This window comes from Halomonas sp. MES3-P3E, assembly GCF_002836035.1.
Classification (GTDB): Bacteria; Pseudomonadota; Gammaproteobacteria; order Pseudomonadales; family Halomonadaceae; genus Vreelandella; species Vreelandella arctica.
Window position 1 is genome coordinate 181,645 of record NZ_PJBT01000191.1, and the last position, 15,308, is coordinate 196,952.

Annotated in this window: 12 protein-coding genes; all 12 read left to right on the plus strand. The window is 53.5% G+C overall.

The features are described from left to right. Positions 1–117: 117 nt before the first annotated feature. Complete coding sequence (gene hrpA, locus CXF87_RS19785) at positions 118–4,122, plus strand: ATP-dependent RNA helicase HrpA (RefSeq protein ID WP_101147897.1); 4,005 nt, start codon at positions 118–120, stop codon at positions 4,120–4,122. Positions 4,123–4,250: 128 nt separating this feature from the next. After that, positions 4,251–5,372, plus strand: a complete 1,122-nt coding sequence (locus tag CXF87_RS19790; RefSeq protein ID WP_101147898.1) for a beta-ketoacyl-ACP synthase III — start codon at positions 4,251–4,253, stop codon at positions 5,370–5,372. A gap of 42 nt (positions 5,373–5,414) precedes the next feature. After that, entirely contained in the window at positions 5,415–6,254 is an 840-nt protein-coding gene (locus tag CXF87_RS19795) for an MlaA family lipoprotein (protein WP_101147899.1), read from the plus strand. An 8-nt stretch (positions 6,255–6,262) separates the two neighbouring features. Next, a complete protein-coding gene (locus CXF87_RS19800; RefSeq protein ID WP_101147900.1) occupies positions 6,263–7,456 on the plus strand; it encodes a PP2C family protein-serine/threonine phosphatase in 1,194 nt (397 codons plus the stop codon). Continuing rightward, positions 7,446–7,964, plus strand: a complete 519-nt coding sequence (locus CXF87_RS19805) for an STAS domain-containing protein (RefSeq protein ID WP_101147901.1) — start codon at positions 7,446–7,448, stop codon at positions 7,962–7,964. Before CXF87_RS19800 ends, CXF87_RS19805 begins: the two co-directional genes overlap by 11 nt. A gap of 176 nt (positions 7,965–8,140) precedes the next feature. Next, positions 8,141–9,328 carry a multidrug effflux MFS transporter gene (locus tag CXF87_RS19810; protein WP_101147902.1) on the plus strand — a complete coding sequence of 396 codons (1,188 nt, stop codon included), beginning with the start codon at positions 8,141–8,143 and terminating at the stop codon, positions 9,326–9,328. A gap of 44 nt (positions 9,329–9,372) precedes the next feature. Then, positions 9,373–10,104: a sulfite exporter TauE/SafE family protein gene (locus CXF87_RS19815; RefSeq protein WP_101147903.1), complete on the plus strand. Its 732-nt coding sequence runs from the start codon at positions 9,373–9,375 to the stop codon at positions 10,102–10,104. 127 nt (positions 10,105–10,231) lie between these two features. Further along, positions 10,232–11,245 (plus strand): substrate-binding domain-containing protein, encoded by a 1,014-nt coding sequence (locus tag CXF87_RS19820; protein ID WP_101147904.1) that lies wholly within the window; start codon positions 10,232–10,234, stop codon positions 11,243–11,245. 153 nt (positions 11,246–11,398) lie between these two features. Beyond that, on the plus strand, positions 11,399–12,649 hold the full coding sequence (gene pstC, locus CXF87_RS19825; RefSeq protein WP_101147905.1) for a phosphate ABC transporter permease subunit PstC: 1,251 nt from the start codon (positions 11,399–11,401) through the stop codon (positions 12,647–12,649). A gap of 18 nt (positions 12,650–12,667) precedes the next feature. Next, positions 12,668–13,834: a phosphate ABC transporter permease PstA gene (gene pstA, locus CXF87_RS19830; protein WP_101147906.1), complete on the plus strand. Its 1,167-nt coding sequence runs from the start codon at positions 12,668–12,670 to the stop codon at positions 13,832–13,834. 24 nt (positions 13,835–13,858) lie between these two features. Then, on the plus strand, positions 13,859–14,698 hold the full coding sequence (gene pstB, locus CXF87_RS19835) for a phosphate ABC transporter ATP-binding protein PstB (RefSeq protein WP_101147907.1): 840 nt from the start codon (positions 13,859–13,861) through the stop codon (positions 14,696–14,698). Between the two features lie 191 nt (positions 14,699–14,889). Continuing rightward, positions 14,890–15,308, plus strand: a 419-nt coding sequence (locus CXF87_RS19840; RefSeq protein WP_332870673.1) for a glyceraldehyde 3-phosphate dehydrogenase NAD-binding domain-containing protein, incomplete at its 3' end; no start/stop codon positions are given.

Genomic DNA, 15,308 nt, shown 5'->3' on the forward strand with positions numbered 1-15,308 from the left:
TTTGCTTTGTGGTTAGGCGTCGTGGAGATGAAAGCGTTACACTATACGACCCGCTCAATTGAGCGGGTTGATTTTTTATAGCTCTAGTTAAATGTCTCTTGTTAAATGCCCACGTGAATGGAAGCCGACTCAATCGTGACCACCGACACATCCCCAGCCCCCACCGATAGCCAACGTCTCGCGTCGCTGCAACAGGCGGCAGGGAGTGTGATGCTGCGCGATGCCGAGCGGCTGGAGCGTCGCCTGGCGGGCTTATACCGCCGTCAGCGCGACAACAAGCCCATCAGCCGTGGTTTGGATGAAGTGCAGCGTGAGCTCGATCGCTCTCAGCAACAGCTTAGCCTGCGTGAAGCCCAGCAAGTCGCGCTTAACTATCCGCCCGAACTGCCGGTAGTTGAACGTAAAGAAGACATCGTTAACGCGATACGCGATCACCAAGTGGTGGTGGTGGCAGGGGAGACCGGCTCAGGCAAAACCACCCAGCTACCTAAAATGTGTTTGGAGCTTGGACGTGGTCGCCGGGGATTGATTGGTCACACCCAGCCGCGTCGCCTAGCTGCCCGCAGCGTTGCAGGGCGTTTGGCCGAAGAGCTGCAGGTCTCTCTGGGCGAACAAGTGGGTTATCAGGTGCGCTTCACCGACCAGAGCAGCCCGAGTACGTTGGTTAAATTGATGACCGACGGAATCTTGTTGGCCGAGACCCAGCACGATCCGCTGCTACTGCGCTACGACACCATCATTATCGATGAAGCCCACGAACGTAGCCTCAATATCGATTTTCTGCTCGGCTATTTAAAGCGTTTGTTACCTAAGCGCCCCGACCTGAAGATCATCATTACCTCAGCAACAATCGACGTCGATCGCTTTGCTAAACACTTTGGCACTGCGACAACGCCCGCCCCGGTCGTGGAAGTCACCGGACGTACTTATCCTGTTGAAGTGCACTATCGTCCGCTAACACGTGACGACGAGGATGAGGAAGACCGCACGCTCCAAGAGGGAATCCTGCACGCAGTGGGTGAGATCGAAGCTATTGAGCGTGAGAAAGGCTGGCTGCATGGCCCCCGGGATGTGCTGGTATTCTTACCCGGCGAGCGTGAAATTCGTGAAACCGCCGATATTCTGCGCCGTGCCGATCTAAAGGGTACCGAGATTCTGCCGCTTTACGCTCGGCTCTCCAATGAAGAGCAGAATCGTGTGTTTGCGCCACACCGAGGGCGGCGTATCGTGCTGGCCACCAACGTCGCGGAAACTTCGCTAACGGTGCCGGGCATTCGCTACGTGATCGACCCAGGGCTGGTGCGTATCAGCCGCTATAGCTACCGCTCCAAAATACAGCGTCTACCGGTAGAAGCGGTCAGCCAAGCCAGCGCCAATCAGCGCAAGGGACGCTGTGGCCGGATCGCCGAGGGCGTGTGTATTCGCCTCTACAGTGAAGAAGATTTTCTATCTCGGCCTGGTTTTACCGATCCCGAGATTCAGCGCACCAACTTAGCGTCGGTGATTCTCTCGATGCTGGGGCTTAAACTGGGTGATATTGAGGCGTTTCCGTTTGTAGATCCCCCCGATAGCCGCTTTGTTAAAGATGGTTTTCGGCTGCTGTTCGAGCTGGGTGCTGTCGATGAGCGACAGCATCTCTCGCCACTTGGCCGCAAGCTGGCACGGCTGCCGATTGACCCACGCCTGGCGCGCATGGTGTTGGCGGGCGCCGAATTCGGCAGCCTGCGCGATGTACTGATCGTGGTCTCGGCGCTGGCCATTCAAGACCCGCGTGACCGGCCTGCGGACAAACGACAAGCCGCCGATCAAGCCCACCAACGCTGGCACGATCCGGATTCAGATTTTGTCGCCTTGCTGAACCTCTGGCACGGCATCGAGAACGCCCGGGAGGCGCTGTCGGGCAATCAACTGCGCCGCTGGTGCCGCGATCACTACATCAACTACCTGCGCATGCGCGAGTGGCACGATACCTTCCGCCAGCTGCGTCAACTGCTGCGAGATATGGATATCGACGTACCCGCGCCGCCTGTACGTGATGAAGAAGAGAGCGAAGAGCAGGCTAAGCAGGCACGACGTAAAACCTCCGGTAAAGTCCACCAGGCGCTGCTTTCAGGGCTACTCTCCAATTTGGGTACGCTGGTGGAGAACCGCGAGTACCTTGGTGCTCGCAACCGCAAGTTTATGATCCACCCCGGCTCTGGATTGGCCAAGAAGTCGCCCAAATGGATCATGGCGTTTGAGATGGTGGAGACCTCCAAGCTGTTTGCCCGCACCGTGGCCAAAATCGACCCCCAGTGGATCGAACCCCAGGCGCAGCATTTGGTTAAGCGCAGCTACAGCGAACCGCATTGGGAGATGAAACGCGCCCAGGTGGTGGCCTTTGAGCAGGTCACATTGTTTGGACTGCCGATCGTGGCGCAGCGCCGGGTGCACTACGGGTCAATCGCACCCCAAGAGTCCCGGGAGCTGTTTATACGCCGGGCGCTGGTGGAGGGGGAGTTTCACACCAAAGGGGTCTTTTTTGCCCATAACCGCGCGCTGATTGACGAAGTCGAAGCGCTGGAAGACCGTGCTCGGCGGCGGGATATTCTGGTCGATGAAGATACGCTTTTTGATTTTTACGACCAGCGGATCCCGGCGGAGATCGTTAACGGCAAGGGCTTTGAGCACTGGCGCAAACAGGTCGAACAGCAAGAGCCGCAATTACTGCATTTCGATATTGATTCGCTTAAGGCACGGGATGCTGATGACGTTACCCAGGCTCAGTATCCTGATCATTTAGTTCTGGCGGGCGTTGCGTACCCGGTAAGCTACCACTTTGACCCTGAAGCCGAGGATGACGGTATTACCCTGACCGTTCCCGCCGCTATGCTGCCGCAAGTGTCGGTGCATTCGCTGGAGTGGTTGGTGCCGGGGCTGTTACGCGAAAAGTGTATTGCGCTGCTGAAGTCGCTGCCAAAAAGCATTCGCCGCCAGGTGGTGCCGATCCCAGATTGGGTGGATGCCGCGCTGGAAACCTTGGTGCCTGATCAACGCCCGTTAACCGAGGCGTTAGGAGAATTTATTCGCCGCCGCACATCAACGCGTGTGCATGCTGACGACTGGCGTTTGGATTTGCTCGAACCGCATTTGATCATGAATATTCGCGTGGTGGATCATGCGGGAGAAACCCTTGGCCAGGGGCGTGATCTACGAGCGCTGGAGCAGCGCTTTGAGGCAGCCGCCAGCGCTGGCGCCCAGGCGTTAGCCAAACAGGTGAGTTCTGAGCCTGCCGTTGCAGGGCTGCCCAAGGAGCCGCTGCCTGCTTCGCGTGTTACTACCCAGGCAGGCATTCGTGTTGAGGCGTATCCTGCGTTGGTCGCTGAAGCCAGCGAGTTCAAAGTCGCGCTGTTTGATCACCCTGCAAAAGCTGACGCCGCGCACCAGGAGGGCATCGCCCGACTGGCGATTGCCAAGCTGCCCGAACAGGTTAAAGCGATTAAGCAACTGCCAGGTGTCGAGAAGTGCGCGCTGCTATTTGCCAAAGTGGGCAGCAAGCAAGCCCTGATTGAAGACCTGCTGCTAGCGGTGTTTACCCAGATCGTCGCTCAGCACCCGCTGCCGCGCTCAGAAGGGGAGTTTGAACAGCGGCTGACGGCCACTCAGAACCAGCTTGTTGAAGAAGCAAAAGCACTGCTGGTGAAGGTGGAAGCCGCACTGCAAGGGCACTTGGCAGTCAGTAAGGTGCTCAAAGGTAAGCTCAATTTTGCCTTGGCGCTGGTGTACAGCGATGTTAGTGCGCAAATGCAGCGTTTGGTTTATCCAGGGTTTATACGCGATGCCGGTGTGTGGCTGGATGAATATCCACGCTACACCGAGGCGGCGCTACTTCGGCTTGAAAAAGCCGCTCGTGAACGTGGCCGTGATCAAATGATGATGCAGGATGTTCAGGCATTAGAGGCCCGCTTTGATGCCCGCCGCGAAAGCGAGCGTCGCGGGCGGGTGGAAGACCCGGAGTTGGTCGCTTATGGCTGGTGGCTGCAAGAACTCAGGGTGTCACTATTTGCACAGCAATTAGGTACCCGTATGCCCGTATCGGTGAAACGCCTCGAAAAGCACTGGCAAGAGATTATCAGCGTTTAGCAAGTGGTTGAAAAAGGTGCTGGAAAAACCGCTATTTTACGCACACAGTAACGTTATGGGTTCGTCGCAGGTTATGCGCTAGCCATCACTGGCCAGCCACGTCGGCAAGCCGCTTAAAGGAGATTGGCATGACACATGTGGTGATTACCGGTACAGGACTCTATACACCGGAACACGCCATTGATAATGCGGCCCTGGTGGCGGCATTTAATGCTTGGGTAGATGGTGAGAATGAGCTGCACGCCGAGGCCATTGCGCGAGGAGAGCGTGAACCGCTGGCGCACTCAAGCAGCGAGTTTATTGAAAAAGCGTCAGGGATTAAGAGCCGCTATGTGCTCGATGCGTCAGGTATCCTTGACCCACAGCGTATGCGGCCTAAACTGCCACAGCGGAGTAATGACGAACCCTCGCTTCAGTGCGAGATGGCGACCGAGGCTGCGCGTCAGGCACTGGCCGCCGCTCAAGTGGATGCCGCTGATATCGAGCTAGTGATTGTTGCCTGCTCAAATCTAGAGCGTGCCTATCCTGCCGTGGCCGTTGAAGTCCAGCAAGCACTGGGAACAAGTGGCTATGGGTTTGATATGAATGTGGCCTGCAGTTCAGCCACGTTTGCTTTGGAAACCGCGGCAAATGCGATAGCTTCCGGTAGCGTCAAGCGCGCACTGGTGGTTAATCCTGAGATTTGCTCAGCGCATCTTAATTTTCGAGACCGTGACAGCCACTTCATTTTCGGCGATGCTTGTACTGCTGTGGTACTAGAAAATAGCGCTGTTGCCGTTGCTGATGAGCAGTTTGAAATCCTCGGTACGCGTTTGATCACTCAGTTTTCCAATGCGATTCGTAATAATGCGGGTTTTTTAAATCGCGTGACGGACAGTGATCCGATGGCGTTGGATAAGCTGTTCGTGCAGGAGGGGCGGCGGGTATTTAAAGAAGTTTGCCCAATGGTGGCCAAGTTGATCACCGATCATCTGGCGTCCTTGGAGCTAAATGGAAGCGACCTTAAACGCATGTGGCTGCACCAAGCTAACCGGCATATGAACGATTTGATTGCCCGTAAAGTGTTGGGGTATGACCCAAGTGAAACCCAGGCACCGATCATTTTAGATCGCTATGCAAACACCAGCTCAGCTGGCTCCATTATTGCGTTTCACCTTCATCGCGAGCAATTCAATCAGGGCGATATTGGTGTGATTTGTTCGTTTGGCGCTGGCTATAGTGCGGGCAGTGTCGTCATTCGGCGGGTGTAGGTTTCTGTCAACGTGCTGTGGAATTGGAAAAAGGAAAATGTCATGTGGCAGTGGTTAAGTAACGACAAGTCAACGCTTTCGTGGCGCTCAAAAGGGTTGCCGCTACTGCTGGTGGCGTTATTAGCAAGCGGCGGTTGTGCCAGTACACAAATGGCAGAAAACGCCAACCCAGACGACCCATGGGAAGGCTTTAACCGTAAAGTGTTTGCATTCAACGACGTATTGGATCGCTACGCGCTTAAGCCTGTGGCAAAAGGCTATCGCACTATTACCCCTGATCCAGTAGAGACGGGGGTAGGTAACTTTTTCTCCAATTTAGGCGAAGTACGTACTGCGCTTAATAGTGTGCTCCAAGGTAAGCCTGCTAATGCGGGCCTTGCTACCTCGCGCTTTTTGATTAACTCCACCGTTGGCATTGGCGGGTTGTTAGATTACGCAACGCTGATGGAAATTACCGCGGATAAAGAGGATTTTGGCCAAACGTTGGCGGTATGGGGCTGGGATGATTCACGCTACTTGGTGCTGCCTTTCTTAGGCCCCAGTACGCTACGTGATACTACGGGCTTGCCTGCTGACATAGCCGCGTATCCGGTTACCTACGTAGAAGACGACACTGTTCGCATAAGCCTGACAGCACTCAACCTGATTGACACCCGAGCGGGGTTGCTCGACCAGGAAGAGTTGATTCGCGGTGATCGCTACCGCTTTATTCGTGACGCTTACTTACAGAGCCGCCAGTTCGAGGTGAGCGATGGAGAATTGGGCGATGACCCCTTTGCCAGCGATACCTTCGACTTTGATGATAGCGACTTTGATGACAGTGACTTTGAAGATAGCGACGCTGGTGACGACGGCGTTGGTGGCGAAAATAGCGTCGATTGAGGCTTATGATGGAGCATTCTAAGCAGTTGATCGCGGTGATCGACGAGCCGGGTCGAGAGCGCGATGCGCTGGCCGAAGCGATTACCTGTGACGACATGTGGGTATTCGCCGCTGAAGACATCGACCATTTGCCTGCGGATACGGCGCTGATCGTGGCCCACGCCAGAGCAGTGCCACGCCAGCAGTGGTCGCAGCTAACGCGACGCTTACCAACGCTGGTTGTAAGTGACTCGCGTCAGGATGCTGATCTTATCAAAGCCATTGACGTTGGGCTGGTGGATTATATCGTCCACCCTCTACGCCATGCCGAGCTGCTGCGGCGCATGATCCGTAAAGCCATCGAGCTAAATGATTTGGCCCTAGAGCGTAAGCGTGATCATGAGCGTCTTGCCGAGTTAAATGAGAGTCTAGAGACGCATTTAGCGCTACTGCGTATGGATCAGCAGAGTGGTGGTCATATCCAGCGGCGTTTACTGCCGTTACGTCCTAAAGTCATCAATGGGGTGTATTACGACTATGTATTTGCACCTTCTCTCTATCTATCCGGTGATTTTCTAGACTATCAACGTTATAACGAGCGTTATAGCGCCTTCTATTTTGCCGATGTGTCGGGGCACGGTGCGTCGTCGGCCTTTGTCACGGTACTGCTCAAATATTTATGCAATCGTTGGTTGAGTGAGTGGGATGGCCAGCAGCCAGAAAACTTGCCGCCGGATTGGCTAAAGGCGATGAACCGGGAGTTGCAGGGTACTGATATAGGCAAACATGCCACCTTATTTGTCGGTGTTATTGACCATGAGGCGCATACTCTGCACTATTCGCTCGGCGCTCAGCTTCCCATGCCGCTTTTAGCAGCAGAAGGAGAGCTACGGCGTCTTGAAGGCGAAGGAATGCCAGTAGGCCTTTTCCCCGATGTGGAGTATCCTTCGCTTAGTTGTGCTTTGCCGAACAAATTTCGTTTATGGCTTTGCTCAGACGGTGTATTGGAATGCTTGCCGGGTAAAACGCTCGACACGCGGCTCAAGGAGCTTGAGCAATTAGTAAGCGAGAGTGTCACGCTTGAGCAGTTGCGCGACCGGCTGGCAGAGACGAATGCGCTCCTTGGAGAAGGGGACGCGGAGTTTGATGCTAACCAGGAACGCGATGCTTTACCCGATGATCTAACAATCATGATGGTGAGCGGATTTGGTCATGCTGAGTGAAGAAGGCCGCATTAAAGCGGCGTTCGATTCTGGTGTTTTTGTCTTAAAGCTGTGTGGCGATGTGCGTTTAACGCTCTGCGCTACGCTGGATACCCAAGCCCAACGTCTTGCTGAGACACCGGGGTTGCGTGCCGTACTGATTGACCTGCGTGAGGCCACCAATGTGGATTCGACCGCGTTGGGTTTCTTGGCCAAGGTCGCAATGGCAGTAAAAGGGCGCTTAGAGCAGTCCCCGACCATTATTGTCGATAATGATGACGTTCGAAAAATGTTGAACGTGATGGGGTTTGCGCGCTTTTTCACTTTGATGGAAGCGCCTCTGCAGCAGGCAACAACGCTTAACGATGCTCTCGAAGAGTTACCTGAAGAGCCTGCCGACGAAGAGGGGCTGCGTGAACGCATTCTCGAAGCCCACCGTATTTTGATGCACATGAACGAGCATAACCGCGAGCAGTTTCAGCCGCTGGTTGACATGCTTGAGTCCCAAGACGCAGCCACGCACCATTAAATACCCCTCTTTAATCTGATTTGGCTTTCTCAGGGCTATCGCAGCGGGTGATCCATCGTATTACCCAATGTGCTAGCTCTGTGTGTATAGCGCTTAGCCCCGACAAGTGTCTTAAAATCAGCTATGATTAGCGGCCTATCTATTCCCGTGCGTTCATTATCGCCGTAAGGAGACCCATGCATCTTAATCCCCGCCGTGTCGCGTTGTTAGTTGCTGCCAACACGGCGCTTGCACCCTTTGCGATCGACGCCTACTTACCTGCGATGGGAATCATCGCCGAGAGTATCGGCGCTAGTATTCACCGCACTGAACTTTCCATCAGCGTGTTCTTGTTCGGCTTTGCGCTGGGCCAGCTTTGTTTTGGGCCATTATCAGATCGTATGGGTAGAAAGCCTGTACTACTGGGCGGCTTGGTGGTGTTTATGCTGGCAAGCCTAGCGATCACCACGGTCGATAGTCTCTCCTCGCTGCTTGCCTGGCGCTTTGTGCAGGCGTTGGGCGGCGGTGCTTGTGTTGTCAACTCGGCAGCCATTGTGCGTGACTGCTTTAGCGGACGAGAGGCTGCCAAAGTGATGTCGACGATGGCGATGATTATGATGCTGGCGCCGCTAGTGGCGCCAGCCGTGGGGAGTCTGTTGCTGTATGTGGCCGGTTGGTGGTTGATTTTTGTTTTCTTGGCCGTTTATGCAGGCTTTTTACTCTGGCTGCTGGGAACGCGCCTGCCTGAGACTCGCGATATGTCGCTTCCAGCGGCGTCACCGCGCCAGGTCATTCGCAATTACGCCAGCGTGCTCAAGCATCGTGAAGGGATGGGGTATATCTGCGCGGTAGCCGCTTCCTTTGCGGGCCTGTTTGCATTTGTGACGGCTTCGCCGTTTCTTTATCTCGACTATTTTGGTCTATCGCCCGGCACCTATCCGCTCGTGTTTGGTGTCAACGTGCTGGTCATTGCGCTCTCCAATCGTGTCAATATCCACCTGCTGCGCAAACGCACGCCACAGCAAAATCTACGCTTGGGGCTGCTGATACAGTTAGTGGCGGCGCTAGGGTTGGTGTTGGTCACCGCGTTAAATATGGCGTCACTCATGTTAGTAGTGCCGCTTATTATGCTCTTCACCGGCATGATTGGGCTGATTACCCCGAACGCAATCTCGGCGCTTCTGGATCACTTTGGCCATATCAGTGCCACCGCGACGGCGCTTTTAGGCGGCATTCAGTTTACCTGTGGCGCTCTCGCTGGGGTGCTGGTCGGGTTGTTTGAAGTGGAACACCTTTGGCCAATGGTGCTAACTATGTTGGGCGCTGCCCTGTTGGGGAATATCGGCGTGCGGAAATTAACCAAGTCGCCCGCCATAAGCGAGTAGCAGGGATGAATCGCAGGAATGAGCAATAAGAATGAACAGCCGTGATGGATAGCATGCTGGCCTGGGTCAATATGCCGATGAGTACCTGGTTAGCCTGCGCAGCCGTGCTGCTGCTGGGTGCCTTTGTCCAGCGCGCGACCGGTTTCGGTTTGGCCGTTATCGGGGCGCCGTTGCTGCTGATGCTTGAGCCACGCTTGGTGCCGGTCATTTTAGTGCTGTTTGGCTTTACCGTCTCATTAATGATGGTGCGTCACTATTGGCACGAGGTGCGACTGGATTCCATTGGCATGGCGTTAGTAGGGCGCCTGCCTGGCAATGCGCTGGGTATTTGGCTTCTGCTCGCCGCGCCGATGTTTCTGTTAGAAAAGCTGATCGCAATCATCGTGCTGTTTGCTGTGTTGGTGACGCTGTGCCGTTTTAAACTACCGGTAAATCGAATATCCCTATTCGGCGCTGGTGTACTGTCAGGTATCTTTGGCACCGTTGCTGCCATCGGTGGCCCACCCATGGTGATATTGATGCATGGTTTACCCGCTGATCGGGTGCGGGGGAACTTAGCCGCCTTTTTCATTTTGACCTCAATGTTGACCATTATTACTCTCGCCTTCGCTAACCAGATTCAGCTATGGCATTTTCAGGTTGCCCTTACCTTTCTCCCCGCGGTACTGGTTGGTAACGCAGTGGCGGACGCCATTGCTCATCGCTTGGATAGACGTTTACTGCAAGGCGCTTCGCTGGCGCTGTGTACCTTGGCGGCATTGGGTTTGCTGCTGTAAGCGAAAGCGAATTCCCCGCGTAGCGAAAAATCTTTCACGTATTACTCACTGTCATGAAGTTGTCATGGAACCAGTGCAAGGTATGCCTTGCGAAGGTTAGATCCCTACATGAACAGGAGTTTTTCGCATGAACCGTATTCTAAAAACCACCGTTATCGCGGCTGCTGTAATGAGCGTTGCCGGTGTTGCCCAAGCCCGTGATCAAATCCGTATCGTGGGCTCCAGTACCGTTTACCCGTTTGCCAGCTACGTAACTGAAGAGTTCGGTGCCACTACCGGCAACCCGACACCTGTTATTGAATCAACCGGTTCGGGCGGTGGTTTGCGTCTGTTCTGTAACGGTATTGGCGAAGGTACGCCCGATATCACCAACGCTTCACGTCGCATGAAAGTTGCTGAGTTTGAGCGTTGTGAAGAGAACGGCGTGACTGATATTACCGAAGCTAAGATCGGTTCTGACGGTATCGTGTTGGGCCAGTCAAGCTCCAACGATGGCGTTGATTTCACTCTTGAGCAAATTTTCCTGGCAGTAGCCGCTCAGGTGCCGGTTGATGGTGAGTTAGTCGATAACCCCTACACCAACTGGAGCGATATCGATTCCGCGCTGCCTGACCGCGAAATCTCCATTTATGGACCTCCAACCACTTCCGGTACGCGTGATGCGTTTGAAGAGCTGGTCATGGAAAGCGCCTCTTCAGAAATGGAAATTTATGGCGAAGAAGGCTATACCGATATCCGTTCTGACGGTATTTACATCGATGCTGGTGAAAACGATAACCTGATCGTTCAGCGCTTGTCAGAAGACACCGGTGCCTTTGGTATTTTCGGTTACTCTTTCCTTGAAGAGAATACCGATACTATCAGCGCGGCCACTATTGGCGGCGTAGAGCCTGAAGCTGATGCAATCAGTTCCGGAGACTATCCTATCGCGCGTTCACTTTGGTTCTACGTGAAGAACCAGCACGCTGAAGAAGTACCGCCGATGTATGAATATGTCGACATGTTTATGAGCGAGATGATGATTGGCTCAGATGGTTACTTGAAAGATATTGGCTTGATCGCACTGCCGGAAGACGAACGTGAAGAGTGGCGTCAAGCGGTAGCAGATCGCACTACAATGTCAGCAGACGTTCTTAAGTAAGTCGTTAAGTTAGAAATGAAAGTGGTCGGCAGCGAAAGCTGCCGGCCTTTCGTTTTATGACAGCGATATATTGGCGTTTGTCACATTGCTGTAATGTTTGTGCCCCAAAGTAGTCGCCAATACGATTTCATTAAGTAATGCGAGAGAAATTCGATGCAGACTAACCAGCTTCTTCTGATTTTTTGCGGTGCGTTACTACTGCTGGGGCTGCTGGCGTTTTTTGCTGGCCGTTCAAAAGCCACCCGTTTACGCAGTGCGGGCACGGCTATGTTTGCTCAGCCAGATCAATACGCCTGGTTCACCGTGCTCTCGACCGCTGGTCCAGCCGTGGTAGTGAGTGCGCTGGGGGCTTTTGTGCTGCTTTTGATGGGTGCTGATATCCCCACGCTCTATTTGCTAGCGTCAAGTTTGGTGGTCGCAGCTATAGGGCTAATGGTAAGCCTTAACCATGTAAAACCTGATTTTCACGCCCGTCAGGCCATTGAGCGGGTCATCCGCATGGTTTTGGCCGGGGCAGCGTTAATCTCCATTTTCACTACGTTCGGCATTTTGTTCTCGATTATCTCCGAGGCGCTGCGCTTTTTCCAAATGCACAGCTTCTGGGAGTTCATTACAGGCACCACATGGAACCCAGGTGCGAGCTTTCTAGCGTCAGCGGGACGTGGCGATGGTAGTGGGGCTGAGTTTGGCTCGGTACCGCTGTTTGCCGGTACCTTTATGATTACTGCTATTGCCATGCTGGTCGCTGTTCCTATCGGTCTGCTTTCCGCGATTTACATGTCTGAGTTTGCGCCACGTAATGTGCGCACCATTGCCAAGCCCGTGCTTGAAGTTCTGGCGGGTATTCCTACCGTGGTTTACGGCTTTTTTGCCGCAATTACCGTAGCGCCCATTATCGTTAACATCGCTGGTTTTTTTGGGCTCGATGCTTCCTATAACAACGCCGTCGCTCCAGGTGTCGTGATGGGTATTATGATCATCCCGTTTATCTCGTCACTGTCTGACGATGTGATCAACTCGGTGCCCGATAGTATGCGCCAAGGGTCGCTGGCATTAGGCATGACCAAAGGTGAAACCATTCGAGACGTGGTTATTCCTGCTGCTCTACCGGGGATTATTTCAGCGGCGCTCTTAGGCATGTCGCGTGCGCTGGGTGAAACCATGATTGTGGTAATGGCAGCAGGTATGCGGCCCAATCTCACCGCTAATCCGCTGGAAGATATGACCACGGTGACCGTGCGTATTGTGGCGGCTTTAACCGGGGACCAAGAGTTTGCAAGTGCTGAAACGCTGTCAGCCTTTGCCCTCGGGTTGGTGCTGTTTGCGGTAACGCTCTCGCTGAACCTGGTGTCCGTCCTGATGATCCGTCGTTTCCGCGAAAAATACCGCGTGAATAACCTGTAACGCTGAGGAACTGTTTCGATGAGCCATACTTTTGACGGAATCAGCCAGCAGCTTAAGCGGCGTCACCGTAAGTCTGCCCGCCTTAAATGGATCTCGATGGGATCATTGGGCTTGGCAGGTCTGTTTCTGATTCTGTTTTTTGCCGATATGTTAAGCAAAGGCTTACCAGCCTTTCAGCAGGCGTATATCCAGACCGAGATTAGTTACACCGAAGAAGCGCAAAGCGATGGGCGGCAGGCGTTTGATCAAGAGCTGCTACCATTAATCAGTCGCACGGTGGTGCGAGTGATTCCTATGGAGTTGCGCAACAATCCCGAAATGATCGGTACCAGCGAAGCGCAATGGGTGTTGGCAAACAGTGAGGTCGACCAGTATCTGAAGGGGCACCGGCACCGCCTGAGTGAAGAAGAACAAGCGGCGCTTGATGAGCGTGTCGAAGCGGGCCAGGTTGACCTTCGCTTCAATAGCACCTTTTTTGGATCCGGGGATTCAAAAATAGCTGAGAACGCAGGTATTCTCTCGGCAGTGGTCGGCACCGTGATGACCATGATCGTGACGCTATTAATTTCGTTCCCTATCGGGGTAATGACAGCCGTTTATTTGGAAGAGTTTGCGCCAGATAACCGCTTCACCCAGGCGATTGAAATCAACATCAATAACTTGGCCGCTATCCCATCTATTCTGTTTGGTTTGCTAGGCCTGGCTATCTTTATCAACTTCTTCGGGGTGCCGCGTTCGTCGCCGTTGGCCGGTGGTATGACACTAGCGCTGATGACGTTGCCGGTGATTATTATCTCAACCAGAACAGCGCTGCGCAGCGTGCCGGACTCTATCCGCCATGCGGCCTTTGGGGTGGGTTGTTCGCGCTGGCAAGTGGTACGCGATCACGTTCTGCCCTTGGCAATGCCGGGCATTATGACGGGCTCCATCATCGGGCTTGCTCAGGCGATGGGTGAAACAGCACCGCTGATTATCGTCGGGATGGTGGCGTTTATCCCGGATGTCGGCGCATCGTTTACCAACGCGGCCACGGTTATGCCTGCGCAAATATTTACTTGGTCAGGTGAGCCTGAGCAGGCGTTCGTAGAGAAAACGGCCGGCGGTATTTTGGTGCTACTCACCATACTCATCTCACTCAACGCCTTCGCCGTTGTGTTACGTAAGAAATTTGAGCGTCGCTGGTAGGCCAGCGCGATAGAGGACATGACTATGAATAGCCAAGCACCTGTAATGAACGACCAGCATGCACCTGCGGTTGGGCAGCCCTACACGCGTAACAATCAGGCCTGCCACGATTTGAGTATCCGGGTTCGCGATTTGAACCTGTGGTATGGCAAAAACCAAGCGTTGAATAACCTTAATATTGATCTGTTTCAGAAAAATGTGACGGCGCTAATTGGCCCTTCCGGGTGTGGTAAATCGACCTTCTTACGCTGTCTGAATCGCATGAACGATTTGATTCCTAGCGTGCGTACCGAAGGTTTGGTTGAGATGGATGGGCGGGATGTAAATGCTCCCAAAATGGATGAAGTAGCGCTGCGCCGCCGGGTGGGGATGGTCTTTCAAAAGCCGAATCCATTTCCTAAATCGATTTATGAAAATGTTGCTTACGCCCCGCGCATGCACGATTTGGTTAGCCGCAAAGCGGAGCAGGATGAGCTGGTTGAAAAGGCGTTGCGTAGCGCTGGCCTTTGGAACGAAGTGAAAGACAAGCTACAAGAACCTGGTACTTCGCTATCGGGTGGCCAACAGCAGCGCTTATGTATCGCCCGCGCTATTGCCGTTCAGCCTGATGTGATCTTGATGGACGAACCAACGTCGGCGCTTGACCCGATCTCGACCGCGACTATCGAAGACTTGATGGATAAGCTAAAGGAAGAGTTCACCATTATCACCGTGACCCACAATATGCAGCAGGCAGCGCGGGTAGCGGACTATACGGCGTTCTTCCACCTGGGAGAAATTATTGAGTACAACGACACCAAAGTGATGTTCTCAACCCCCGCTAAGAAAAAAACCGAAGACTATATTTCCGGTCGTTATGGTTAATTAATGTCGTTCAAACAGGCCCATCGTCATCCGGTGGGCCTGTTTTTAATGTGTATTTTTTTATACACTCATATATGTTTATGCGTATATAAGCGAGATCCTGCTTAGAAATGAACAGCTTTAAAAATAGAAAACCAAGAAACTAAAAATCTGCAAATAAACACCAAAAAGCAGCGATTCTAGGAGGCACCATGGCACTTCGAATTGGTATCAATGGATTGGGACGTATTGGGCGCTTAACGCTGAGAATTTTGTGGCAAAAAGTGTCGACGGGTGACGTTGAGCTTGTGCGCATTAATGATCCGGGTGGCGATGCGGCAACCTTTGCCCACTTATTTGAATTTGATTCTGTACATGGCCACTGGTCTCCGGGGAAGGGCATTACAGCCGCCGATGACGCTATTGTTTTCGACGGTAAATCCGTTGCCTTTAGCGCCAACAAAGCAATTGCCGATAGCGATTGGTCCGGCTGCGATGTAGTCATCGAGTGCTCAGGCAAAATGAAAACCACTGAAAAGCTTCAAGCGTACCTCGACCAGGGCGTTGGACGTGTAGTGGTGAGTGCGCCTATGAAAGAAGCGAGCGTGCTCAATGTTGTCGTGGGGGTAAA